The sequence below is a fragment of the Paenibacillus sp. FSL M8-0212 genome, from assembly GCF_038004645.1.
Taxonomy (GTDB): Bacteria; Bacillota; Bacilli; order Paenibacillales; family Paenibacillaceae; genus Paenibacillus.
In genome coordinates, this window is the sequence record NZ_JBBORP010000001.1 from 5,959,904 (window position 1) to 5,984,007 (window position 24,104).

General features: G+C 43.6%; 20 protein-coding genes. 5 read left to right on the plus strand and 15 right to left on the minus strand.

All coding sequences use genetic code 11. The features are described from left to right. Positions 1-157: 157 nt before the first annotated feature. The 6 genes from MKX68_RS26075 to MKX68_RS26100 are packed head-to-tail and all read right to left on the minus strand — an operon-like array spanning position 158 to position 4,781. Positions 158-811, minus strand: coding sequence for a hypothetical protein (locus MKX68_RS26075; protein WP_340914650.1), 654 nt, complete (start codon positions 809-811; stop codon positions 158-160). 13 nt (positions 812-824) lie between these two features. Further along, positions 825-1,790, minus strand: a complete 966-nt coding sequence (locus MKX68_RS26080; RefSeq protein WP_340914651.1) for a zinc-binding alcohol dehydrogenase family protein — start codon at positions 1,788-1,790, stop codon at positions 825-827. 6 nt (positions 1,791-1,796) lie between these two features. Next, positions 1,797-2,423: an ABC transporter permease gene (locus MKX68_RS26085; protein WP_338586763.1), complete on the minus strand. Its 627-nt coding sequence runs from the start codon at positions 2,421-2,423 to the stop codon at positions 1,797-1,799. Continuing rightward, positions 2,420-3,217: an ABC transporter ATP-binding protein gene (locus tag MKX68_RS26090; RefSeq protein ID WP_340914652.1), complete on the minus strand. Its 798-nt coding sequence runs from the start codon at positions 3,215-3,217 to the stop codon at positions 2,420-2,422. The genes MKX68_RS26085 and MKX68_RS26090 overlap by 4 nt, the downstream gene beginning before the upstream one ends. Continuing rightward, positions 3,201-4,115 (minus strand): glycine betaine ABC transporter substrate-binding protein, encoded by a 915-nt coding sequence (locus tag MKX68_RS26095; protein WP_340914653.1) that lies wholly within the window; start codon positions 4,113-4,115, stop codon positions 3,201-3,203. The genes MKX68_RS26090 and MKX68_RS26095 overlap by 17 nt, the downstream gene beginning before the upstream one ends. Before the next feature lie 9 nt (positions 4,116-4,124). Next, entirely contained in the window at positions 4,125-4,781 is a 657-nt protein-coding gene (locus MKX68_RS26100) for an ABC transporter permease (protein WP_340914654.1), read from the minus strand. A gap of 132 nt (positions 4,782-4,913) precedes the next feature. Between MKX68_RS26100 and MKX68_RS26105 the strand changes: the two genes are divergently transcribed. After that, the gene (locus MKX68_RS26105) at positions 4,914-5,264 is read left to right on the plus strand and encodes a winged helix-turn-helix transcriptional regulator (protein WP_338586759.1); all 351 of its coding nucleotides are present in this window, start codon (positions 4,914-4,916) and stop codon (positions 5,262-5,264) included. Positions 5,265-5,314: 50 nt separating this feature from the next. Here the strand turns inward: MKX68_RS26105 and MKX68_RS26110 are convergent, their stop codons facing one another. The 3 genes from MKX68_RS26110 to MKX68_RS26120 form a co-directional block, all read right to left on the minus strand. Continuing rightward, entirely contained in the window at positions 5,315-5,845 is a 531-nt protein-coding gene (locus tag MKX68_RS26110) for a VOC family protein (protein ID WP_338586758.1), read from the minus strand. Positions 5,846-5,930: 85 nt separating this feature from the next. Then, on the minus strand, positions 5,931-6,893 hold the full coding sequence (locus tag MKX68_RS26115; RefSeq protein WP_340914655.1) for a helix-turn-helix transcriptional regulator: 963 nt from the start codon (positions 6,891-6,893) through the stop codon (positions 5,931-5,933). A 228-nt stretch (positions 6,894-7,121) separates the two neighbouring features. Then, positions 7,122-11,153 carry an S-layer homology domain-containing protein gene (locus MKX68_RS26120; RefSeq protein WP_340914656.1) on the minus strand — a complete coding sequence of 1,344 codons (4,032 nt, stop codon included), beginning with the start codon at positions 11,151-11,153 and terminating at the stop codon, positions 7,122-7,124. Positions 11,154-11,473: 320 nt separating this feature from the next. Here MKX68_RS26120 and MKX68_RS26125 point away from each other — a divergent pair, with 320 nt between their 5' ends. Next, a complete protein-coding gene (locus tag MKX68_RS26125) occupies positions 11,474-12,598 on the plus strand; it encodes a GerAB/ArcD/ProY family transporter (RefSeq protein ID WP_340914657.1) in 1,125 nt (374 codons plus the stop codon). A gap of 160 nt (positions 12,599-12,758) precedes the next feature. On the opposite strand, the gene MKX68_RS26130 is transcribed toward MKX68_RS26125, so the two are convergent. After that, positions 12,759-14,027, minus strand: a complete 1,269-nt coding sequence (locus MKX68_RS26130) for a cytosine deaminase (protein WP_340914658.1) — start codon at positions 14,025-14,027, stop codon at positions 12,759-12,761. Next, entirely contained in the window at positions 13,996-15,273 is a 1,278-nt protein-coding gene (codB, locus tag MKX68_RS26135) for a cytosine permease (RefSeq protein ID WP_091030329.1), read from the minus strand. Before codB ends, MKX68_RS26130 begins: the two co-directional genes overlap by 32 nt. 503 nt (positions 15,274-15,776) lie before the next feature. Between codB and MKX68_RS26140 the strand changes: the two genes are divergently transcribed. Both MKX68_RS26140 and MKX68_RS26145 read left to right on the plus strand, forming a co-directional pair. Then, positions 15,777-16,727: an ABC transporter substrate-binding protein gene (locus tag MKX68_RS26140; protein WP_340914659.1), complete on the plus strand. Its 951-nt coding sequence runs from the start codon at positions 15,777-15,779 to the stop codon at positions 16,725-16,727. Between the two features lie 174 nt (positions 16,728-16,901). Further along, positions 16,902-18,620 carry an AraC family transcriptional regulator gene (locus MKX68_RS26145; protein WP_340914660.1) on the plus strand — a complete coding sequence of 573 codons (1,719 nt, stop codon included), beginning with the start codon at positions 16,902-16,904 and terminating at the stop codon, positions 18,618-18,620. A 42-nt stretch (positions 18,621-18,662) separates the two neighbouring features. Here the strand turns inward: MKX68_RS26145 and MKX68_RS26150 are convergent, their stop codons facing one another. The 3 genes from MKX68_RS26150 to MKX68_RS26160 all read right to left on the minus strand — a co-directional run bounded on the left by MKX68_RS26150 (position 18,663) and on the right by MKX68_RS26160 (position 21,301). After that, a complete protein-coding gene (locus MKX68_RS26150; RefSeq protein ID WP_340914661.1) occupies positions 18,663-19,313 on the minus strand; it encodes a hypothetical protein in 651 nt (216 codons plus the stop codon). 192 nt (positions 19,314-19,505) lie between these two features. Beyond that, positions 19,506-20,540, minus strand: a complete 1,035-nt coding sequence (locus tag MKX68_RS26155) for a ketopantoate reductase family protein (RefSeq protein ID WP_133384817.1) — start codon at positions 20,538-20,540, stop codon at positions 19,506-19,508. A gap of 14 nt (positions 20,541-20,554) precedes the next feature. Beyond that, the gene (locus MKX68_RS26160; RefSeq protein WP_339312852.1) at positions 20,555-21,301 is read right to left on the minus strand and encodes an acetoacetate decarboxylase; all 747 of its coding nucleotides are present in this window, start codon (positions 21,299-21,301) and stop codon (positions 20,555-20,557) included. A 386-nt stretch (positions 21,302-21,687) separates the two neighbouring features. Here MKX68_RS26160 and MKX68_RS26165 point away from each other — a divergent pair, with 386 nt between their 5' ends. Then, positions 21,688-22,575 (plus strand): LysR family transcriptional regulator, encoded by an 888-nt coding sequence (locus MKX68_RS26165; RefSeq protein WP_340914662.1) that lies wholly within the window; start codon positions 21,688-21,690, stop codon positions 22,573-22,575. An 81-nt stretch (positions 22,576-22,656) separates the two neighbouring features. Here MKX68_RS26165 and MKX68_RS26170 read toward each other — a convergent pair whose 3' ends face one another. Next, positions 22,657-24,063 (minus strand): family 4 glycosyl hydrolase, encoded by a 1,407-nt coding sequence (locus tag MKX68_RS26170; RefSeq protein WP_340914663.1) that lies wholly within the window; start codon positions 24,061-24,063, stop codon positions 22,657-22,659. Between the last annotated feature and the right edge of the window lie 41 nt (positions 24,064-24,104).

The window sequence follows — 24,104 nt, forward strand, 5'->3', positions numbered from 1 at the left end:
TCTTTTATCACTAATTGATTACATAAGTATTTTTTTGATTGAACATTAGATAATCATATCCAAAGCAGCAAAGCTTCGCAACTTTTTTATCAAGCTCACAGATCAAAATCCGATGAGTTCAAACAGTTTTGTTTTTAGTAGCACACCATGACGTTGATCAATTGGAGATCGTAATGCGAAGATTAGAAAAGAAAGCCTCAGTCCCGATATCTACGAATAGACCAATATATCCAGTGATCACTGTCGCTTTAGTCTGATCTATAGAAATACACTCGGTCCCACCAATATATGCTTTCAGATTTGAATTATCCATGACTAATGTAAGATTAACCCACTCTGCAGGACCAATGTCTGCTCCCGCTTCGAAACGACCATCCGGGTATTCTTGTCTCAGACGGTCGAATTTCCAATCTGGATATGCAAAATACTGGAGAGCACGTTTGTCGCGTGGCGCCTCCGGCTTTGTCTTTAAGCCATTAAGCGGACGAATATAAACGGCTTCAAAGGCATCCGTATGGTCACTTATGCGATATGCCAGTCCTGCAAATCCGCGTGCATAAGCCGGAGCATCATCTCTTAACTTGCTAAAGATATCCACCGATAAAGTACCATTTTTAAATTCTACAGGAATTTTCAAGAATGTCGGCATGTCGATGAAATCAACGTTGGGTACACCATGGGATACCTCATCTGTTAACGTAACTCGTAATGTATGACGACCGCCCATCTGAACTGGGGTGGCAGTAACCGAGTGAGGTTGTGCTCCTTCTGGAATCGTCTCAAGATTGTAATCGATGATCCGATTGCTCATAACTTTTTCCTCCTCATTCATTCGTGATTACGATTTTACCATTGGCTGTATTACTCTCCATGAACAGATGAGCCGCTGCTATTTCTTCGAGCTTGAATACTTTAGCAATAGGCGGGACAAGCGCATGATCCTTAATGTGGTTAAACAGATTGACTAACACCGTTTCTTTAATAACTTCACTTGTAAAAGCCGTAAACAGAACACCTGTCGGTATATCAATTAATGGTTCAAACGAATTAAAGGTCCATTCATTGCCTAAGATGCCTGACATGCATAAGATGCCTCGCTCCGAAACCAATTGCAAAGACTCCTTCAAGGTAAGCGTTCCGATCAATTCCAGCACCTTGTCTACGCCAGTTGGAGCAATTTCAACTACTTTATTTGTAAAATGTTCATCATCCAGTATTGCGAAGTCCGCACCCGCCTGTTGAAGATACGCCAGCTTTCCGGTGTCACGAGTGGTCGATATGACCGTGGCTCCTACGCTTTTGGCAAGCTGGAGGGCAGCCAGGCCAACGGAACTGGTCCCGCCACGAATGAGAAGTACTTCTCCCGTAGTTAATTGAAGACTTTCAAATAACGATGCGTATGCCGTGTAATACATTTCCGGAATGGCAGCGAGCGTAGTCCACTCCAGTCCTTCAGGAATGAGATACACCTGCTCTGAAGGAATCAAAGCATACTCCGCATAGCTTCCATCAAATTCTCGCCCCAACCCTCCCATCAGAGAAGCAACATGCTGTCCTTTCTGGAATGTGCTATCCGATACGTCCTCGATCTCCCCCACGCACTCAATACCAATGATCCGCGGAAATTGTACGGAGGGTGAGTGCCCCTGCCTTGTATACATTTCTGAGCGGTTAATACCAAATGCTCTGATTTTGATTAACACCCAGCCTGGTTTAACTTCGGGAATAGGAACCTCCTGTACGTTTAGTTCTTCAGGTGCACAGGCACCTTCCAGTACAACTGCCTTCATCACAATTTATCTCCCCGCTCCGATATAGATTCGTTTTTCCAACTGAATGAATAATGTATTTGTCGCTAGGGCAAGTCCTGCGGACAGGATGCTTCCCCATAGAATTTTATCGATATTCATGGTGCGTAAACCATCATATAAGATCGTCCCTAACCCGCCTGCGTTGATAAATGCAGCAATAGTCGCCATACCAATCGTAGATACGGAGGCAAGTCGCAGTCCTGTAAAAAGGGTTTGAATTGCCAAGGGTGCCCGAATCTGAATCAATATTTGCAAACGACTCATGCCCAGCCCGGTAGCCGCCTCAATGATAGGTTCGTCCACATGATTCAAACCAGCGATAAAATGGCGCAGAAGAATGTATTGATTATATAGAATCAGCACGATGATTGCCGTCGTTGTACCCAACCCCGTCACAGGAATCATAATGGTGAATAAAGCCAGGCTGGGGATGGAATACAGAATGGAAAAAACATAAATGAAAACGCGTGACACCCAGTCCGAAGTCAGTACTACGATGGTAAGAATCACGGCAATAATAATGGAGATCACCATGGTAATGACCAGGATCTCCATATGCTCTAACAGGGCTTTTCCCCACTTATCTGGATGTTTGATGGCATAGTCGATCATTTTAAGTCCTCCCAGAAACGCTCTTGCTCCCTTGAAGATTGAATAAGCGACGCTACGAATTCATCGGCAGGATGATTAACGATTTCTTTTGGCGTATCAAACTGGCACACTTTGCCTTGATTCATGATAATGACCCGGGTCCCCAACTTGAACGCTTCATTAATGTCATGTGTGACGAAGAGGAATGTTTTATTCGACCCTCCATGAATTTTCAATAATTCATCCTGTAAATGGAGACGGGTAATCGCGTCCAAAGCTCCAAAAGGCTCGTCCAGAAGCATGATCGCAGGATTGGTCGCCAGAGCCCGGGCGAGTCCAATTCGCTGTTGTTGTCCTCCAGATAATTGGGAAGGATAGCGATGTTCATACGTCCGAGGGTCCAGTCCCACCAGATGCAGTAGTTCGGAGACCCTCTGCTCAGTTTTCTCTTTATCCCATTTCAATAGACGAGGTACGGTAGCGATATTTTTCGCGATAGTCATATGCGGGAACAATCCAACCTGCTGGATGACGTAACCAATCTTTCTTCTTAACATCACGGGATCTATAGCCGCAATATCTTCTCCAAACAGCTGAATGTTTCCCTGAGAAGGTTCATACAAGCGGTTTACCATTTTCAAAAGTGTTGTTTTTCCAGATCCAGAGGAGCCTAGTATCGTAATAAACTCCCCTTCATCAATAGACAAATTCACATGATTCACTGCGTATTCATTGGAGTTTGAATAGGTTTTGCACACATGATGAAATTTGATGGCTGGCCCCATATTACCATTACGTTTATTGGATGGATTCATAAAAGGCTTTTGCAACGTCTTCATATTCTTCTTGATCAACATCCACTTTGGCATTAAGTGCTGTGATCGTGTCTGTGTCCAGTGCCGAACTGATCTTGTTGAGAACTTCCGCGATATCTGGATGTGCAGACAGCACTTCATCACGGATGACAGGAGCCAAGTTGTAAGGGGGCCATACTTGTTTGTCATCTTCCAATAGGATGTACTGATCTTTATTTACGAGTTGTCCTTCCGTCGTATATGCAGGTGCAACATCTGCCTCGTTATTTTTAAGCACTTCATATTTCAGACTATTGTCATACACTTTGGAGGACTTCCAGTTTAGTTTGCCATATACTTTTTCCAATGCCGGAATACCATCTGCACGCTGATCCACTTCGCCTTGGGAGGCAAATCGAAGCTCGGTTGCATGCTTTTGCAAATCAGTAATCGTCTTGATCCCCAATTTTTCCGAGGCTTCTGCACGAATGACGAGCCCTGCTCCATCATTAGCTTTGGAATAGTCGAGCCAGGTTAAGTTAAATTGTTTTTTATATTCTTCCTTCACTGTGGCATATACTTCATCCGGATCTGTCAACAAGTCCAGCTTCAGGATGGCTAACAAACCGGTGCCTGTGTATTCCGGGTACATATCGATATCTTGATTTACAATGGAAGAATGGATCACAGAACCCGCAATGTTAGGTACACGCTCTACTTGGTAACCAGCATCCTCCAACGCCAAAGCGTAAAGTTCCCCCACAATCAGATTTTCAGTGAAATCTTTGGTGCCGATTCGAATCGATGTCTCCTTATTTTCCGAATCCTGATTTTTTTGCTCACCACAGGCACTTAATACGAGTGATAATGCGATGATAAGTGAAGTTATGATATAGATTTTTTTCTTTTTATTTTTCATGTCGTTTTCCTACCTTTGCAAAAATTGATATCGAAATAAAATTCGTTCGGATATATCAAGCAAGACTCCGATGACGATGGCTAAAATCGCCACAGCTCCCCCGCCAATTAGAAGCAAATCGATTCGATTGAGTCCCAGACCGGTAAAAATGATCTCACCGAATCCCCCAGCTCCAATCTTGGCCGCCAAGGTGGCACTGGCGATAATTTCAATGGCAGCTGTTTTGATGCCTGTCACAATGAGTGGTGCAGCAAGAGGGAACTTGATCTTCCACATCATTTGAAGATCTGACATGCCCGCCCCTTGAGCAGATTCAAGAACGGATAGAGGAATATGATTCAACCCCGTAATGGTATTCATCAGTATAGGAGGTACCCCCAATAAGATTAACGCAATCAACGCTGGCTTCGTGCCAGTGCCCATCAACGGAATTAATAGAAGTAACACAGCCAGGCTAGGTACAATCCGCAAAATCTGAATGAGCGATACAATCCACTTTTCCGAACGTTTGTATGTGATGGTCAGATATCCCAGCATTATTCCGATCCATGCAGAACAAAGCAATGCCAGTAAACTGACCTGTATATGCTCTCGTCCCAGAGCAAAGAAAGCACGCCCATGATCCGAGAAATAGTTTACCAATTGCATCCACAAGCTTTCTTGCAAATATGTCCCCTCCTTTCATTTAAGTTGCTTTTCCCTCGACAGCTTTATAATATAAGCATTATAATCGTTTTGAAAGTAGGCACCTTTTTATTAGATAGGAACCAAAAAGTAACTATTGGAGGATTAGCTTAAATGTTTACCAAAAAAGAGTTGCCCGAATGCCCTGTAGCAACAACAGTTGGTTTAATAGGTAACAAGTGGAAATTGCTTATCATGAGAGATCTTCTGAAAGGAACCCAACGGTTCGGTGAGCTTCGCAAAAGTATTCCGGAGATCAGCCAAAAGGTATTAACCGAAAATTTGCGTTCCATGGAAGGAGACGGTATTGTCATTCGCACCGTATATGCGGAGGTACCGCCCAGAGTCGAATACAGCTTGAGTGATTTAGGTAATACGCTGAGACCCATCATTAGTGTGATGGAAACATGGGGAATGGATTATAAGAAGCTCAATGAAGATACTACGACCCATACAGCTGAATAGGATACGGACAGTAGAAAAAGAGCGCACCCATGTTTAGGATGCGCTCTAAATTAGCTGTTCATGGAGAAATCGCTTTTGGCCCACTCCGCAACCCTTCGACTACTTTCTTCTTCCGATAGATCTTCAATCCGAGTCAGAATAGACCACCGTACGCCAAAAGGGTCTAGTATACTTCCGAATCGATCACCAGACGCAAAGTTAATAATCTCTTCTCTTACTTTCGCCCCTCTGGATACAGCGGTTGCAATGGTTTCATCCACATTAATGACATAAATCCCTAAAGAATAACATGCATGATCTTGATCTGGGGGCAAAGCCAATTGATATGCCGGGTTCGCTGCCCCCAGCTGTAAAAACCCATTTCCAAAATCCAATTCGGCATGAACGATCATTGTGTTACCCTTTCCATCCGGATGCTCAGTGATATCCTTCACCCTTGCATTGAAAACAACTTTATAGAAATGGATTGCTTTAGAAGGGTCCTTCACTGTTATAAATGGAGTAATCGATGTAACGCCGTTAGGTGTGCCCTTCTTTGTATATTTTCCGGATACTGCCTTGTGTTTTGTCTGTTCGCTCATGTGTCTACTCCGCCTTTCTTCTCAGTAATCCGAGATTGTCATCATTATAAAATAACTTCACTGACATCTACTGTCAGTGAAGTTATTAAAGTTGATAATATTCCATTAACTCGGATACCACAGCAACCAGTCTGTCCTTCACATGTTGTGGTTCGATAACTTGAATGGATTTTCCGTAGGATAGGAGAAAATAAGGGACGTATATATCAATTGATTTTTCATCAAATAAAAAGATGGCTTGATTGGGAGTCCGCTCTTTCAGATAATGTCCCATAAACCAATGCAGCCCCAAGTCATCCAATGCCTCTGATCGGCCTTTGATAACCAAGGAAATTACCCCCTCTTTGTCCACTACATCAGGTAACAAATTTTGCATAAATAATTCACGAGCAGAAAAAGATTCAGAACGCTTAAAGCGAAGCGAAGTAGGCTTGATTCGCAGAATACGATCTGCCCGAAAGCTGCGGAATTCATTTCTCAAGTGGCAAAACGCAATGGTATACCATTTATTATTCCAGTAAACCATTCCATACGGGTCTATTACTCTTTTTTTTGGTTGTTCATCACGGCTTCTGCGATAATCAATTTCAACAGAGCAATCATTAGCCACTGCTTGCTCCAATTCCGCCAAAATCGGCTGAACGGATGGGTCTCCCATGCGATTGATAACGTTAAACCCGGCTAAATGACGACGAAGTGTGTTTTCCTGCTCCTGATTTGTATACATTTTCAATTTGGATGTTGCATTGTCCAATGCCTCACTCAAAGGGTATCCAGCTTCTTTTGCAAACACAGCAGCTTGGAGGAGTGCCTTTTTTTCTTCAATATCAAATAACAGAGGTGCTTTGATATGCTGATTCAGCAAGCTATACCCGCCGTTGTGACCTGTATCGGAAATGATCGGTACTCCACTGGCACATAATGCATCAATATATCGATATACGGTTCTTATATTGATTTCTAACTTTTCGGACATTTGTTTTGCAGTTACTTTGGTGCCTGAATTCAGCATCCATAGAATGGCTAACATATTATCGTTCTTTGGCATAACCTACATCCCTTTGAAAAATATTATTAAATAAATCCTCTATTATTAATTAACTATACATTATCAAGCAAGCATAACTAAAGACAATGGGATCAGTATACCATTTATTAAAGGAAAATATGATGTTACATTGTACAGTTTCAATGAGAAAACCAAGTTATATTGCATACAAAAGAAACCACAGGAAATCTTTCTCTCTGCGGTTTCTTTTGTATTATTTCCTCTAAGTTATTCTACCTTATCCAAAAGCCCGAGTATAAGTGTAATCGCCTCCGCCCGAGTAGCTGTCTGCGTCGGTGCAAAACGATTGCCGCCTACACCGCCTACCAGTCCGGCCTCTACAGCAGAAGCTACATATGAAACTGCCCATGCCGGAACATCCTTGGCATCTTTAAAGTTTAGTTTTGCATTAGAATCAGTAGGGATTCCTCCTGCACGTACGATCATGGTGACCATCTCTGATCGGTTTAGTGTTTTATCTGGCCCGAAAGAACCATTGGCGTAACCATTGACAATGCCCAGGGATGCAGCTGCTGCAATGTACGGTTTGGACCAAGCAGGAATTTTGTTTTCATCCGTATATTGAACATTGTTGCTTACGTTATTCAGATTTAATGCACGACCTAGCATTGTGATGAATTCGGCACGTGTGACTTTCTGATTCGGACGGAATGTATCATCGCCATAACCATTCACGAATCCAGCTGCAAGCGCTCGATCAATGGCAGATTTCGCCCAGTGCCCAGCCGTATCTTTCATTGGTGGTGTGTTTTCACTTTTATTATTATTGTTGTTTGATCCTGCCCCTGTCTCATTGCCGGGATTGCTTCCGTTGCCAGTACTGTTGTCAGGACGGTTCTCGGTTACTGTATCTCCAGCGTTTCCTGAGGAGTTATTCCCGCTGCTGGACCCGTTACCTGAGCCGGGATTTGATGGTCCCGGATTGGATGTACCCGGATCTGGAATCGTAGTCTCTGTTTTCTTCACAATACCAAACTGATCAATGATGAACGGAGTGGCCCCATTCACATTCTGATCAATTTCATACGTAATCGCCGTCAGTTTGCTACCATCTATCGTAATTTCCACAAAATTTTGGACCTGACTACGCTTGGGACGGCGGTTATCACTTGGGTCCGGGCCATATTGTGCCGCATGATTTTCTTCTGCACGCTCAAAAAGACTGTAGTAGGCCTCTCCCAGACTCGTGCTTTGATTTTTGTAATATACTTTTGGACCTGCTGTTGCCGGAATCAGATAGATTGTGCCATCGGGATTCACAGAGTACTCCATCTTCTGTCCATTTTGCATTTCCGTGATTATTTCTGGTTGACGTGCGCTCCCCTTCTGGTCAATCGGTTTGGTGCGTGCATAGATATGGTCATGCCCCTGAAGAACAAAATCAATGTCAAGTTCCGCCATGATCGGAGCAATCTTGGAGCGTACTCCATTCACTCCCATAATGTCAGAGTCTGTTGCATGGTTCGATGTTGTGTAAGGGCCTTTGTGAATGTTGACGATGACCCATTTTGCTCCTTTTTTCTTGGCGGCCTGAACATCATCCTTCAGCCACTTGACTTGCTCTAACGAAAAATTGTCATACTCCGTTGAATCCTCATTGGAATTCAATACAACAAAATGTGCATTGCTATAGTCATAAGAATAATAAGCTCCTGTTTCTGTTGCCGAATTGACCGGAGGCTGTACATTAAAATGATCAATAAAAGCATAGTTTTCGTCCTCATGATTCCCGGAGGATGGGACAATGGTTGTATTCAACAGGCTTTCCTGTGAATGTCCGAGCAGCCAGTTCCATTGTTCTTCTTTGACACCTTTATCAACAATATCACCGTTATGCACAACGAACTGTGCATCCGGTACTGTAGTCAGCGCTTTGGCCAACGTCTCGGAAGACAGAATAGCCTCATCTTCTTCTTTCGCTTGCGTATCCGCCAGATCAATGAAAGTGAATTTGCCTTTTACCGGTGCTGTACGGAACGTACCTGTTGCACTCCATACTTGCTTGGTAGCATCGCCTACACGGAAGAAATAGGTCGTATTTGCTTTCAGATCTGTCGCTTCTGCTTTGTGCATCCGCTCGGTTGGAGCATTGGCAGGCTGAACAGAACGTCCTTCAAATAATTTGGCTTGTGTGAAGTCAGCTTCTGCTGATGTTTTCTCCACGACTTGAAGGTCGCTTTGTGCTAGTTTATCTGACGTATACCATGTGAACCCTTTGCTCTTGGTCGGATCTCCATGGAACGTAACCGTTATTTTGTTGATCTGTTCTGTAACAGGAACCGTATTCGTTTCTTTGAGAATTCCGAATTGATCTACAATGAACGGCTCTCCGTTATTGGTATGTTGGTCAACCTCATACGTTACAGCAGTAAGTTTGTCACCATCGATTGTGAATGAAACAAAATTCTGAACCTGGCCTCTGGCTGCGCTTGTAGTATCACCATACTGCCTTGCATGATTCTCTTCAGCACGCTCAAACAAGCTGAAATACGCTTCACCTAATTCTGGCTTTTGGTTCTTAAAATATACTTTTGCCCCTGCAGTAGCTGGAATCATATAGATTGTTCCATCTGGTTTTACTGCGTATTCGATACTCTGTCCGTTCAGAGTCTCCGTAATTTTGGACACATCTTCAGCTGTGCCATCACTTTTTATTGGCTTTGTCCGAGCATAGATATGGTCATGTCCTTGAAGAACCAAATCGATACCCAGTTCATTCATCAACGGAGCAATTTTATTACGTACACCGTTTGCACCAATAATGTCGCTTTCTGTGGCGTGGTTGGATGTCGTATACGGCCCTTTATGGATGTTCACGATGATCCACTCTGCTCCGGCAGCTTTTGCCTCTTCCACATCCTGCTTCATCCATGCCACTTGCTCGTTGGAGAAGTTGGCGTACTCCGAGGAATTTTCGTTGGAGTTCAGTACGATAAAATGAGCTTTGCTGTAATCATAAGAATAGTAAGTACCTGTTATTGTTGCAGCATTGTCTGGCTGCTTCAGGTTAAAGTGCTCGTAGAACGCATAATTCTTGTTCTCATGATTGCCCGCGGATGGTGCAATAGTCGTATTCATCAGACTGGATTGGGAGTGACCAAGCAACCAGTTCCATTCCTGCTCTGACGTTCCATTTTCTACAACATCACCATTATGAACAACAAACGCAGCATCTGGAACCTGGGTTAACGCTTTAGAAAGTGTAGAGCCAGATAGAATAGCCTCATCCTCTTCCTTAGCTTGGGTATCCGTCAGGTCAATAAACGTAAAGGCTCCGTTCGTGGGAGCTGTTTTGAATGTGCCAACCTCACTCCATATGCCCAGATCTTGGTCGCCAACGCGAAAATAATAGGAGGTATCCGGAATAAGATCTGTTGCTTCCGCCTTATGCACCATCTCTCCCGGAGAGTTGGAAGCCACGGATGAGCGTCCGTTGAAGCTTTGCGCTTGACTGAAGTCAGAAGCGGATCCCTGGTTCGGCAACACTTGAACAGTGCTTTGTGTGGATGCAAGAGGTGTATACCAAGTGAAGCCTTTACTCGTGGTAGCATCACCATAGAAGGTAACGGTTACTTTACTGATATCCAGTGATGGCGCTTCCGCCAATGCTTTAAGCTCCATGTCAAAATACAAATCTGAGCTGCTGTCGCTTTGTTGATGAACTTCAACCGCAATTTCGTTGTTGCCATCGTGCAGATAGGTTTTCAACGGCTCAGTCAGATCAATGTCCTCATACATTACAGGCAAATCTTGACTTGAAGTTGCTTTGGTTGAATACTGAATCTCGCCCTCAGGCATACCAAAGCGACGTATTTCCACACCGTTTACATAGATAACTGCCCCATCATCAATTCCGAACGTGCCGAGAATTTGTCCATAACCATTAATTTCATCCTTATTAACGGTTAGGTTTGTTCTTAAATAGGTCGTCCGGTGTTTTAACTTTTTGTCGTCACCATAACTCACTTCCGTTTTGAGAGGCCCGAAATAAGAAGTGCTTATACCGTTACCGTTGTCCTTGTAGCCAAACGGGGCGGGTCCGATTTCCCATGATGAATCATCATATGAAGTACGCCATTGCGATTCCAGATTCTGACCCTGATCGAAGTATCTCCAATTGGCGTTGCGTTCTAACAGAATGTCAGGCTCAGATAACGATGCGGCTTGAGCTGAATTGACTCCCCCAATACCCGCGAACCATCCGAATATCAAAGAAAGCGATAACAGGATAGGTAACATCTTTTTGTAGAAGTGACTGATCATAATTCTCTCCCTTGTCTGTTTGATAGATTGGCTTATGTAATTCCAAACAGAACTAGCATAACAAGAGGAGATCAAGGGTCCATTACTTGAATGTAAAACTTATGTAAAAAATTACATCTAATATAATTCATATAAGTTCTAGCTGTTACAATTGGAGAGACATACTCCATTGACTCGTTCAGAACTAGAATATGTTTTTAAAGAGTAATAATCTTAACTCATCGAAATGAATGATTACATAAAATAACTTCCTTGGGTAACACTACAAACAAATTCTCCGGTTTGGAGTGAAGCCTGTGACGAAATCCGCATCAACAATCAGTACCTCTGAAGTTATTATTGTGGTTATTAACTCCATTCTTGGTGCAGGAATACTAACGCTTCCTCGTACGATTAGCAAGGCGGTAGAAACACCCGATGTATGGATCTCCGTCATCCTGGCTGGTTTGATCGTAACCATAGTCAGCCTGCTTCTTGTCACTTTATGTCGTAGATTTCCCGGTAAAACGGTGTTCGAATTTATTCCTGAAATCACAGGAAAATGGATTTCTTATCTAATTGGACTTTTAATTATCGTATATTTTGTTGTTCTATGTTCATTCGAAGTCAGAGTCATGGCTGAAATTACAAGTATGTACATTCTTGAGCGTACCCCTAGTTGGGTTACCATTATGGTCAGTTTGTGGATTGGTATTTACATGCTAACAGGTGGTCTTAAGGTCATCATTCGTGTCTTTTCAATCGTTCTGCCCGTTACGCTGGTGTTGCTCGGGCTTGTTTTCCTTTTGAGTACTAAAATGTTTGATATCACTAATCTCAGACCCATTCTGGGTGAGGGGATTATGCCTGTATTGAGGGGACTCAAGCCATCATGTCTCTCCTACTCCGGATATGAAGTTTTGCTCATCGTCACAGCTTACATGAAAGACGTGAAGGCGAGTAATAAAACTGCCATTTTCAGCATACTTATTTGCACGATGATATACATGGTCACGATTGTCACAGTTGTGGGAAATTTATCTTTGTCGGGTGTTGAGACGCGGATGTGGCCAACATTCGATATGGTTCGAAGTTTTGAGATTGAGGGATTTCTTTTTGAACGTTATGAATCACTGTTCATCGTGTTTTGGCTGATGCAGATCTTTGCAACCTATGCTTTTAAACACTATTTTGCATCCATTGGTATTCGAGATTTGTTTCGTCTCAAAAAAATTACCGGAATACAATTTGCGATGTTACCAGTGCTATATTTGATTGCTTACTTGCCTAAAAACCTGGAGGAAACGTTAGCTTTGGGTGATTTTCTCGGCAATATGTCCATTTTTTTATTTGGTTTGTTACCACTGCTACTACTGATTCTTAGCTTTGTTCGTAAAAAAGGCGGGAAGCAAGCTACTAGTGGAGCCCTTAAGGCAGATTGAATGTTGGATTGGTGCTCAGAGCACCTTTTCTATTCTGGCTCCAGTAACATAATGCATTGCGTAATTAGTACAAAAAACAAAAAAAGCCGCTACAATAGCGACTTTCAATGGAAGTATACGTTACATCATTTACATCCAGACAGCAACAGACCGATATCTATTATTTATTAAAAGTAACTTTTTCTGTTCCGCCTTCAAAAATGATGGATGTGTCTCGCGGCTTTGATTCCGCGATTTTACGGCCGCCTCTGAAGGAATAAAGTACGCCGGCTTGTTTGCGAACAGCCTCATATTCGTTCTCTGCTTCAAGTACGATGAAGTTGGCAGGTTTACCTTCTTCAATACCGTATACATCCTCAATGTGTAACGTTCTTGCGCTGTTTTTCGTAATGAGGTCAATTGAATTCACGATCTGGTCGTAACCAAGCAACTGCGAAGCATGAATCCCCATGTGCAGTACTTGCAGCATGTTGCCTATGCCAAGCGGATACCACGGATCGAAGATGTCATCATGACCGAAGCATACATTCAGACCTGCTTCCTGCAACTCTTTGACACGCGTCAGCCCTCTTCTTTTTGGATACGTATCGAAGCGTCCTTGCAGGTGAATGTTGACCAGCGGATTGGAGACAAAGTTCAAATCGGCCATCTTCAGCAAACGGAACAATTTGTACGTATAAGCGTCATTGTATGACCCCATTGCTGTCGTGTGGCTTGCCGTTGTTCGTGAACCCAGTCCACGTTCGTAAGCTTCCTTGGCAACAACTTCTACGAAACGGGATTGCTCGTCATCAATTTCATCGCAATGGATATCAATGAGACGATCGTATTTTTCGGCCAGATCAAACGCAACTTTCATTGAATCAACGCCATATTCCCGTGTGAATTCGAAGTGTGGAATACCCCCGACCACGTCAACGCCCATTTTCAGTGACTCTTCCAGCAATTCTGCCCCGTTTGGATAAGAGTGAATGCCTTCCTGTGGAAAAGCAACAAGCTGGATGTCCATATATGGAGCCATTTCTTCTTTTACTTCAAGCATCGCTTTAACGGCGATCAAGCTTGGATCGGTAACGTCCACATGAGTCCGTACATGCTGGATACCTTGTGCCAACTGCCACTTGAGTGCTGTTTTGGAGCGTGTTTTGACATCTTCATGTGTCAAGAAAGCCTTACGCTCTGACCAGCGTTGAATGCCTTCGAACAGCGTTCCGCTTAGGTTCCATTCCGGCTCGCCTGCGGTGAGCGTTGTATCGAGATGAATATGCGGCTCAATGAACGGTGGCAGCACAAGCGATCCGTTGACATCCAGGACTTCCTCATTGTCGGTCACTTCCAGCGATTGTGTGATTCGCTCAAACTTCCCTTCTTTCACAACAATATTCCATAGTCCTTCTTTACCCCGCAATTTTGCGTTCTGTATAATCATTTATTTTCCCCATTTCTTTGGATTCTTTGGCTGGAACAATCAGCATCAAGACGATATAGGCCACTGCTGTACCAAGCAGTGCGTTCAATGGTGTTACGCCAGGAGCCAGTTGGGCAAATGCCACGCCGATGGCCCATGCGACCATCGCTACCCAGTTTACATTTTTGAATGACATGTCAGCAAATGGCTTATAGTTTCTACGTTTTACAATGAAGTAATCTGCGATAATAATAGCCCCGATGGATGGTACCGCCGCGCCCAGTACGTTCAGGAAACTGACGAAGTTGTTGTACATCCACATGGCGAATACGGTACCCACAATGCCGTTTACGATGACGAAAAATTTCTTCGAAATTTTGGTGATGTTGGCAAAACCAAGACCTGAAGCGTACAGTGCATTATCGTTGGTCGTCCAGATATTCAAGCCCAGAACGATGATTGCCGGGATGATCAATCCTTGCAGGAACATGACCTCCGAGATATCAGCCAGGTTATAGGCCATCGCACCAACTGCACCGAACAGAAACATGAGTGAGTTACCCAGGAAGAATGCAATCACTGTTGCGGTAACTGCCTGTTTCGATGTTCGGGAAAACCGGGCAAAATCGGGTGTCAGCGTTCCGCCGCTTATGAATGATCCAATACAGATCGTCAATGCCGCCGCCGCGGTAAGCGACTGAGTCGGCGTGTAATCAAGCAACCCTTGCAGACCACCCAGCGAACCCGCACCTTCGAACATGGAGTAACCACCGAGAATGGCAATCGCAGGAACCGCGATATATCCGAGAATGACGAGTGACTTCATACCGAAGATGGCTGATGCTGTCATGGCAAGTCCGAACACGATAATCAACAGGTACACGTTCCAGTCCATGGCTTTGGCGACCGGAATCGCGAACATGGCTACGCCTACTCCGAACCATCCGACCTGTGTGAAGCCTAGCAGGAAAGAAGGTAGATACGACCCTTTTGCACCGAACGCATATTTAGCGAGCAAATGTGTGGACAGCCCCGTTTTGGCAGCGATATGTGCCAGTGCCCCTGTGTAGATACCGAGCACCAGATTGCCTGCAAGTACGATGCCAATAAACTCCATGAACGTCAAGCTGACGCCCAATGTGCCTCCTGCCAGCATGCTTGCAGAGAAGAAAGTGAACCCGAGCATGACCGATAATGTCTTCCAAAAGTGGTTTCTTTGCGATTTTGGCACAGCTTGCCATGAAAACTCTTGATCTTGTTTGCTCATCAGAATACCCCCAACATAAAGTGTATCTGATACCAAAAAAAGCAGAAAAAAGAGGCTACTCGTCAAGTTATATACACTGACAAGTAGCCTCTTTTTGCATCATAACCCGCGCGAAGACACAGAGCATCCCATGACGGAATAAGCCCTTGATTCTCGCGTGATTATGAAATCCGCTGCCCTTGCCAGCCTCTCTGGACTGAATTAAAGGTACCAGTATTCAATTACATACTATTATTTTGGAAAACTCTGCAGTTGTCAATGTCATTATTATCCAACGATTATTAATTCCTTATACAGCAAGCTGTTTTTGATCACGCATACTCCGATGACAGCACACCTGCGGATTGAAAATAATGCAACGAACAAATAGATGCACGCATTGACATTTGTACAAATAAATTCACTGCGTTTTTTTCATTGTAAGCACCGGAAATGGCACCTATAATTACATGTAATTGATAATGGTTATCAATGAGAAAAAGAGAACTCAGGGGGAAACAATGATGAACAGTGCAATTAAGAAACACCTATTGATATGGGGAGCATGCTTTCTTCTTCTATCCGTCCTTGCAGCATGCAGCCGTTCGGAAAGCGCTCCTTCACAAGAACCTGTGAAGACCAACGAGCAAACGACAAAAAGCTATACAACCCAAACAGACGAAGTGATTGAAATACCCACTCAACCACAACGAGTTATCTATCTTGGTTCAACACTTGGAGATCTCCTTGCAATGGACATCCCCATCGTTGGAGCCAATCTGATTCATGCTTCAAAAAGCTATATTGTAGACCGATTAGAAGGTATTGAGGATGTCGGAAATCCTGGTGATTTGGAGGCAATAACAGCCTTGCAGCCTGACTTGATTTTGAATGGTTATAACCAAGATGCTGACCGAAACACCGCTTTTTCGAAGATTGCGCCTACCATTCCGTTCAACTCGGCATTACCATTTACGGAACGTGTACGCGAACTTGGCAACATTTTTGGCAAACAGGATGAGGCAGAGCAATGGATCAGCAGATTTGATACAAAAGCGGAAGCGATGTGGGGCAAGCTGAATGTGGCTGAGGGCGAGACAGCAACCATCTTCTTGCAGTTAGGTAAACAGCTCTATGTGATGGGTAATCGTTCCTTGGGTGTAGTCTTGTATCAAGAGCACGGATTTGCAATTCCGCCAGCAATTCAGCAAAACATTATCGACAAGGACCAAACATTCGTCGAACTTTCGGAAGAACTAATGCCGGACTATGCAGGAGATCATCTCTTTGTCCTTACGCTGGATAATGACGAAAGTCGAGCTGAATCTGAACGCTTGTTACAGAGCACCTTGTGGAAAACGTTGCCTGCCGTTCAGCAAGGACACGTCTATACAGCTTCAGCCGAATGGAATACCGACAACCTGCTGGCACTGGAGCAATTGCTTGATGAATTACCGAAATGGATGAATCAATAATAACGCATTGATGATGGCGTCAAAATCCTCCAAACCCTTTGGGCTATGGAGGATTTTTTGATTTTGTAAATTTGTACTGCGTGTAATAAGGTTTGCAACGAAACATTCTCTAACGTGTAAAATGTGGTAAACTAGTAATTGAGAATTGTTATCACTAGATTGGAGTGCTCCCGAATGCAAATGGCTTCCCTATACATCCAACTGCAGCAGCATGATCTGCTTCAGCTCACACCACTGCAGGAAACCAATCATCATAATCCATCAACCAAGAGCAAGGCTGCCAATGAATATACATTGCTTATTGCTCTGGATCATGGAATTCAGCTGTTAACAAACAATATTTCGAAAGATCTGAGCCAAGGCAGTTGTATTCTGCTCCCTACTCAGCAATCCTACATTCTCAAAACGATAAAAGAGCAAGCACTTGTAGCTCGGTATACCTTTCTTGCTTTTCAGGTGGATAAGTCGAATCTGCTCCCGGCTTGCCCTCCTCTTATTCTGGGCTTTCCTTACAGGCTATCTCTTTCTACTATAAAATTGGCGTTGGCAGGAGAGGACTGGATCTCTCCGTCGCCTGTGCAAACCAACAAGCAAAATCGGTTGCAGGAGACGAAATTTACGCCTACGCATCATTCAAAATCAGCGGTTACTCAGACCCGGCTGCAACTGATACTTAGCCTGATGGCTCAGTTAGAAAGCGCTGCTCCGCCAGTGCAAAATGATCAAGCGGTACAGCGTACACTCAGCTATATGGAGCAGCACTACAACGAAGATCTGACCGTAGAGCTTTTGGCCGAAATGGCCGGCATGGTACGATGGCAATATAGCAAATTGTTTAAGGTGATGACTGGCAAGAAGCCGACAGATTACCTGACAGAGCTTAGGGTCCAGCATGCTAAAAGGCTACTATCCAGTTCTACCGAGACCTTGCGTGAAATATACCGACAAGTCGGTTTTAAGGATGAGTATTATTTCAGTCGGCGCTTTCATCAGCTCACAGGACACCCTCCACGGGAATACGCCAATATACTAAGACGTACCGGGCAAAGAACGATCACCGATTCCCTCGGCAGGCAGATTTCCCTCCCTGATACGGCTACACGAATCGTGGCGACAGGTACCAATACCCTTGGAGAGTTGCTTGCTATAGGTATCCGTCCAGTCGGTGCGGGTATAACTACAATGAAATCACAAGTTATATATCAGAACAAACTGCTTCAGATCCCGGATATTGGACTGCAAGGCGCATCGGAACAAGTCTCCCTACTGAAGCCTGATCTTATACTGTTAGGCAACTATAGTGAGCAGCAGTTACCCCGACTGGATGCCATTGCACCTACCATCGTTTATCGCGAATCAACCAGCACTTTTGAGCGTCTTCGTTATATTGCGGATCTTTTCGGTCGAAGCAGAACGGCTGAACAGTGGATCGACCGCTATGAGGAAAGTGTCAGGAGGATACGGCGACAATTGGCGGATGATTATATTGCAGGAGAACGAGCAACTGTCTATCTGGTGCTGGGTAAGAACATATATGTTATGGGACAGACGGGATTTGCCGCTACCGTGTATGAATCACTTGGCTTTCGGCCCACCGAATCCGTAAATCAACTGATCATTAATGGCAGACCTTGGATACAAATTGATTACAATAAAATCACACAATACGCTGGAGACCGAAACTTCGTGATGATACCTCAGGAGGAGATGAATGTAAATATACCTTCTCCGCTACAAAGTTTGGTTGGCATGTTGGCACCCAGTAAAGTACATATAGTAGAAGCTGGCTGGAACTACGATGATCCCCTTACCCGTGATAGATTATTGACGATTCTACCCTCTATTATTGCTAAGGATGGACTCACACCTCTGCTAGTAAATGAAAAAAAATAAACCGTGAAGCACGGTTTATTTTTTCAAAACATTTTCTCCATCTTACGATATGTGTCCAACAACCTCTGGTAATACTCTTTCGTATTCCTTATATAAAATATAACGATTAACACCTCTGGAAGAGTTAAGTGCTTCATGCGCGTGCTGAATAGCGGTATCACGGTTTTCTGCTTTGAGTTCAATACCCGCGAGCAGTGTTGATCTCATCCACTGTTTTTTAATGGATTGAAGTCTTTCCCGCGCCTGATCACTCTTCCCGTCCTCCAAAAGTAGTATGGTTTCGTAATATGTACGGTAGTCCGATAAGCCGATATGAGGTACAGCTTGCCGAATGGCAAACATATCCTTACGATATAACCCGTAAGCTGCCTTGAACTGTGCTTGTGTTGTTCTTCGCTTATATTTCTGCATAATTTGCTCCATAACTAGTTCTACCTCATCATCGAGTCTGTTCGCAAGGACATAAATAATATATGTCCCAGGTGTATTTTGCTGCTTGGATAAAAAGGACTCTAAACGATCTATACGCTTATCAAATACTAAAGGATAAAAAACATGCTTAATAAATGCGATAAGAATGGTAACGACTACAACCCCCACAATCAGAAATAGAGGATATTCGTTTATTTGCATAAACAAGACAAGCATCAATACAACCAAATAAAACCCGAATTCCCACCAAGAGTACCTCATAATGAATCTCCTTCTAATAGAAAAATAACCAGCAAGTCTATATTATATCAAATTTATTTCCCCTTTTTGTATAATCTTAGGAAACAAAAATCACGAAGAATATTCTATCTGTCGCAAAATCAAGCCTGACTAGATTTACTGATACAACAAAAAAGCCGCTGTATTATCGACTTTCAGTTGAAATAATTGAATTTATTTTTGTGCACGTAATAGTTCTTCAAAAGCTTTTATATTCGTGTCAAAATCAGGAACGGTTTGAGTTTCTTCAGCAGATTTGACCAGTTTTACAACCAAATCATTATAAGGCGTCGCAATTCCGGTGCCTTCTGCTCTGCTTGAAACAACCCCGTTAATATAATCAATTTCCGTTTTGCGGTTCTTCTCCAGATCTTGAAGCATACTTGCTTTGAGCAATCTGGAGGGCTCCATCCCGTAACGTAATGTTTTCACCCGTTCAGGGATATCTTCTTCGCTGTTCAGTTCGAGTGAACTGATGTCGAATCCATTCATTTTAACCAATGTGACTCCATTGGCACGAGCAACTTTAATCGTCTCGTCCGCAATGTGAGCTGCACTTACAATGCCGGCTTCATGATCGATGATCTCCCCATATTCACCATTTAATGCAGCAGACAAACCACTGAATGCATTGTTGATCAGCAATTTGGACCATTTGGTTCCAACCAGGTTATCGGAAATATGTGTTCCACCCACAAGATCCAACACCGATTTCACGCGTTGAATTCGTTCGGTGATTTCACCATTTAATTCGCCAATCTGAAAAGCATACTGTTTAAATTGAGTGTACTCGATTGTAAGACTTGATACACCTGGTCTAATAAACGTAGCGCCAAATTCAACGGAGCCTGCAATGACGCGTTTTTCACCAACAATAGACGCGACTTTTTCTTCCGGAATCCCGTTCTGCAAAGAACACACCATACTATCTTCTTTCAAGAATGGAAGTAATTCCTGAAGAATGGAATCGTTGTAGAGTTGTTTGGTTAAAAGTAAAACGAGGTCATATTGTCCTGATTTCTGATCAGGAGTAATTGCTTTTACTTTGGCCTGAAACTCTGTGGTACCCGTCACTTTAGCACCCGCTTGATTCAAAGCATCTACATGTTCCTGATATGCATCAATTAACTCAACGTCCATTCCGCCATCCGCAAGGTATGCGCCTACGATGGTTCCCAAAGATCCTGCTCCTACAATTGCAATTCTCATTATATTTTTCCTCCTTATTTCTCTTCCAGGTAGTTGTATACAGGTTGTGCAGCGTTTAAGGTTAAGTTGGTAAGAATATGAGAAGCGGACACAACTTCCAACACAGGCAGATCTGCAAGAGGTGCCAATGCATGTTCGAACAATTGAAGCCGGGCAGGTCCTGTCCAAGCTTCTTTCACTTCGATGTCCGTAATTTGAGTACGGATCAGATCACATATTCTTAAATTCCCGGTATAGTCCGTAGCAATCTTAATCATAAAATTAGGTCGGCATATTTCACGTTTGGCGATATCCTTATCCATCTCCACGTGTTTATAGCCCATCGTAGCCGTGGCTACACGCAGTGTTCCATAATCAAGTGTGCCAACAAGTGTATCTGAATCGGTATACAACTTGGGTGCACCCAGCTTTTTCGGATAGGCGGTGAGCTCTCGACCACTGGCTATTGCGGGGAAATTGTCTACGTACATCGAATGCACATAATCGCCTTCCTCCCCATTGAATTGCACAGGGATAACTTGTCCAGCTTCGGTATAGGCACCCAATCCAGAAACATCCGGCATCCACATCACTTCGAATTTAACCAAAGGTTCCGTAATTTCCAGTGGTTCTGGTACGGCTGCCCGCAACGCTTTTTCATCGGTTCGGTAAATAATATTCAAGTATTCACGATTCACGAATTTGTACGGTGGCATCGGGTATGCCGGTGCCGTTAGTGGTGTATTCAGATTTTTAGTTATGTTATTCACATCGATTTTCATCAAAGACACCTACCTTATGTTTTGTTTCTATATAAGTTGAACTCAAGATCATTCACACTGACACTACGATGACAGAACAACCTTCCAATCGCTGTTATCCCCAGATTTTTCGATTCCCTTTTCTAAAGGTGAAAATCCGGTGATAGCTTATGCTTCCGATGCAGCTTTCTTTCAGAAAGCTTTTAGGCGAACGCTTCGCTTTTTCAGGTTTTTTCTGTCCTCTCCGTTATTGTGTAAATGAGTAGTTCAACTTATATAGTCATTTTTTGGTATTTTAAAAATTTGATCTGTATCTCATAAAAAAATTCTACATCAATATTTAAATTTAATATAATACATAATAAGCACTATATATATTTATCAGAATAAATAAGGAGTGCAGATAAATGGAATTGCTTCAGCTCAAATACTTTCAGACCGTTGCCTATACTGAACATATCTCCAAGGCAGCTGCACAATTGAATATCGCTCAACCTTCCCTAAGCTTGACGATTAAAAGACTTGAGGATGAACTGGGCCCCCCCTTATTCCACAGAAGAGGACGAAACATTCAATTGAATTCCTCAGGTGAGATTTTATTGAAGCATGTGAACAGGATTTTTATTGAAATTGAAAATGCAGAGATGGAGATTAAAGCGGAGGAACATCAGATCTCCAATACAATCAGGATCTCGATTACGAATACCCGATTCCTCACAGGTCTCATTAGTGACTATATCAACGGTACCCCCGAAACCAAGCTTCATCAGGGTATTGGGACACGCAGTGAAATTATTACAGAATTGAAGAAAGGCGACATGCATCTGGGCATTACGGGGCATCCGATTCAGGATGAGGAGATTGAGAGTGTTGTGCTTGTTGAGGAGGACATTGTTCTTGTTGTGCCCACGGATCATGCATACGGCGGAGAGACAAGCATTTCATTAAGTGTTGTTGCAAATGAGCCCTTTATTTCCCTTGCCGATAATAAGGAGTACAGCCGATTTACCACCATGCTCTGTGAAAAAGCAGGCTTCCTCCCCAATCATGCATTTGAGGTCGATTCTCATACCCTGCTTGAAATTATCAGGCTTAATCAGGGTGTTGCATTAATTCCGATCTCCGTATGTAGAAAACTAGGGTTACGTTATGTAAAAATTGCAGATGATTCAGCTATATATCCCATTAGCCTATCCTGGGTCAAACAAAAATGGTTATCTCCTGCTGTAAGAGAATTTCGTAATTTTATTACTTCGTATTATGAAGACCATGCTGGCTTGTTTAAAGTGGAGTAGGATTTTTTTGAAAATAGTAAAAAGCAAAGACCACATTAGCCCTTTGAAGGAGCTGACGTGGTCTATTATCGTTCTCTATTCTTAGCTATACTGCAGTCTGTCCTTATACCAAACATCCGGAATCATCTTACGCTCCAGTTCCAACAATTCATGGATGATCTTGTCCGCGTCGCTGATGGAACTCACGAGCGGGTCGGTGAGCATCGCCCTTCTCAGCTTCTCGTAGCTCTGTTCCAGAACAGCTTCAACTGTGAGCTCATGCGTATCCAGTACAAGTTCTTGCATACCTCTAATTCCACATGGCATCTCGCCTACATGGAGTGGCTTCACCCCATCCATATTTACATCGCACAGTAGCTCCAGGAACGAATCGGTATTCATATTGGTTACCGCACCTTGATTGAGCGTATTGATGAAGAATTTTTTGCCCAAATTCCCCACCATATTTTCGATGATGTCAGTCGCATGATCTGGTCCGAAGGTGCTCATATAATCGGCAATCGGGATGTTCCCTGCAAGAAAGTCATCCACCTGACGCCACATTTCGTCATGACGCTCATATCTGTCCTCTGTCTCCCAGATCGATAATGGCGGAATGGCGTCCGCAGTTTTGCCAAGACCCTGCCAATACCGAACGTATTCCTTCGTATGCGCTGTGCAAGTGGGAATGATTCCAAAAATATCATACAGTTCATAGGTAATTGCATCGTTAAAAAGAGCTTTTGCACCGCGATCACCACCGTTATTCTCATCACCTGCCAGCTTGCGCATGGCTTCTGCAATTGTGGGCATCACATTTTTTCCTTCATACTCGGCTTTGAGCAGCCAAGTGAAATGATTGACACCCGCGATACGAAAATCGAATTTCTGGTTGATCTCCTCAGTGAACTGGCTATTGTCTCCAATGATACCCGCTCTTACGGCGTAATAGGCTTTTTTATGCGGCATATGATGACTATCACACAGCGCAAACGATTTAAGCTTCGGAGCATATCGATGTAATGCGATGCCATGGACGGTAGACGGGTTAATATAATTGATCACCCAAGCATCCGGACACAACTCCTCAATGTCTGTGGCGCATTCCATAATAACTGGCAGTTCCCGCATCGCGCGAAAGATTCCGCCCGGGCCAATCGTATCGCCGGAACACATGCGAATCCCATACTTTAGAGAAACCTGGCAGTCGATGCCCCGATATTTCACCGATTCTTCCGCAAAGCTGAGCACAACGAAGTCAGCTCCCGGCAGCACCTGTCTTCGGTCCACTGAACCCTCAATCTTTAGGGATACATTGTTCTCCTTTGCGACCATTTCCGCTAGTTTTACCATTTTCGAGAGCCGTTCCTCGTCCGTATCCACCAAGGCCAGCGTTCCCTGATTCAAATATGGGGAGTGAACCATCTGCCAGATGGACTGACGACCGAAAAACAGGCTGCCCGCCCCAATAACAACCACCTTTGGATGTTGTGTACTTGTAGCATTCATCAATAACCCCTCCTCGTAACGATATAAGTTCATTATAGGGG

What these genes read in the sequence shown, in the direction of transcription:
- MKX68_RS26145 (WP_340914660.1), top strand. Translation starts at nt 16,902, where the DNA reads ATGCAAATGGCTTCCCTATACATCCAACTGCAGCAGCATGATCTGCTT.
- MKX68_RS26095 (WP_340914653.1), bottom strand. Translation starts at nt 4,115, where the DNA reads ATGAAAAATAAAAAGAAAAAAATCTATATCATAACTTCACTTATCATC.
- MKX68_RS26080 (WP_340914651.1), bottom strand. Translation starts at nt 1,790, where the DNA reads ATGAAGGCAGTTGTACTGGAAGGTGCCTGTGCACCTGAAGAACTAAAC.
- MKX68_RS26115 (WP_340914655.1), bottom strand. Translation starts at nt 6,893, where the DNA reads ATGCCAAAGAACGATAATATGTTAGCCATTCTATGGATGCTGAATTCA.
- codB (WP_091030329.1), bottom strand. Translation starts at nt 15,273, where the DNA reads ATGAGCAAACAAGATCAAGAGTTTTCATGGCAAGCTGTGCCAAAATCG.
- MKX68_RS26155 (WP_133384817.1), bottom strand. Translation starts at nt 20,540, where the DNA reads ATGAGAATTGCAATTGTAGGAGCAGGATCTTTGGGAACCATCGTAGGC.
- MKX68_RS26075 (WP_340914650.1), bottom strand. Translation starts at nt 811, where the DNA reads ATGAGCAATCGGATCATCGATTACAATCTTGAGACGATTCCAGAAGGA.
- MKX68_RS26150 (WP_340914661.1), bottom strand. Translation starts at nt 19,313, where the DNA reads ATGAGGTACTCTTGGTGGGAATTCGGGTTTTATTTGGTTGTATTGATG.
- MKX68_RS26120 (WP_340914656.1), bottom strand. Translation starts at nt 11,153, where the DNA reads ATGTTACCTATCCTGTTATCGCTTTCTTTGATATTCGGATGGTTCGCG.
- MKX68_RS26160 (WP_339312852.1), bottom strand. Translation starts at nt 21,301, where the DNA reads ATGAAAATCGATGTGAATAACATAACTAAAAATCTGAATACACCACTA.
- MKX68_RS26170 (WP_340914663.1), bottom strand. Translation starts at nt 24,063, where the DNA reads ATGAATGCTACAAGTACACAACATCCAAAGGTGGTTGTTATTGGGGCG.
- MKX68_RS26085 (WP_338586763.1), bottom strand. Translation starts at nt 2,423, where the DNA reads ATGATCGACTATGCCATCAAACATCCAGATAAGTGGGGAAAAGCCCTG.
- MKX68_RS26130 (WP_340914658.1), bottom strand. Translation starts at nt 14,027, where the DNA reads ATGATTATACAGAACGCAAAATTGCGGGGTAAAGAAGGACTATGGAAT.
- MKX68_RS26090 (WP_340914652.1), bottom strand. Translation starts at nt 3,217, where the DNA reads ATGAATCCATCCAATAAACGTAATGGTAATATGGGGCCAGCCATCAAA.
- MKX68_RS26140 (WP_340914659.1), top strand. Translation starts at nt 15,777, where the DNA reads ATGAACAGTGCAATTAAGAAACACCTATTGATATGGGGAGCATGCTTT.
- MKX68_RS26165 (WP_340914662.1), top strand. Translation starts at nt 21,688, where the DNA reads ATGGAATTGCTTCAGCTCAAATACTTTCAGACCGTTGCCTATACTGAA.
- MKX68_RS26105 (WP_338586759.1), top strand. Translation starts at nt 4,914, where the DNA reads ATGTTTACCAAAAAAGAGTTGCCCGAATGCCCTGTAGCAACAACAGTT.
- MKX68_RS26110 (WP_338586758.1), bottom strand. Translation starts at nt 5,845, where the DNA reads ATGAGCGAACAGACAAAACACAAGGCAGTATCCGGAAAATATACAAAG.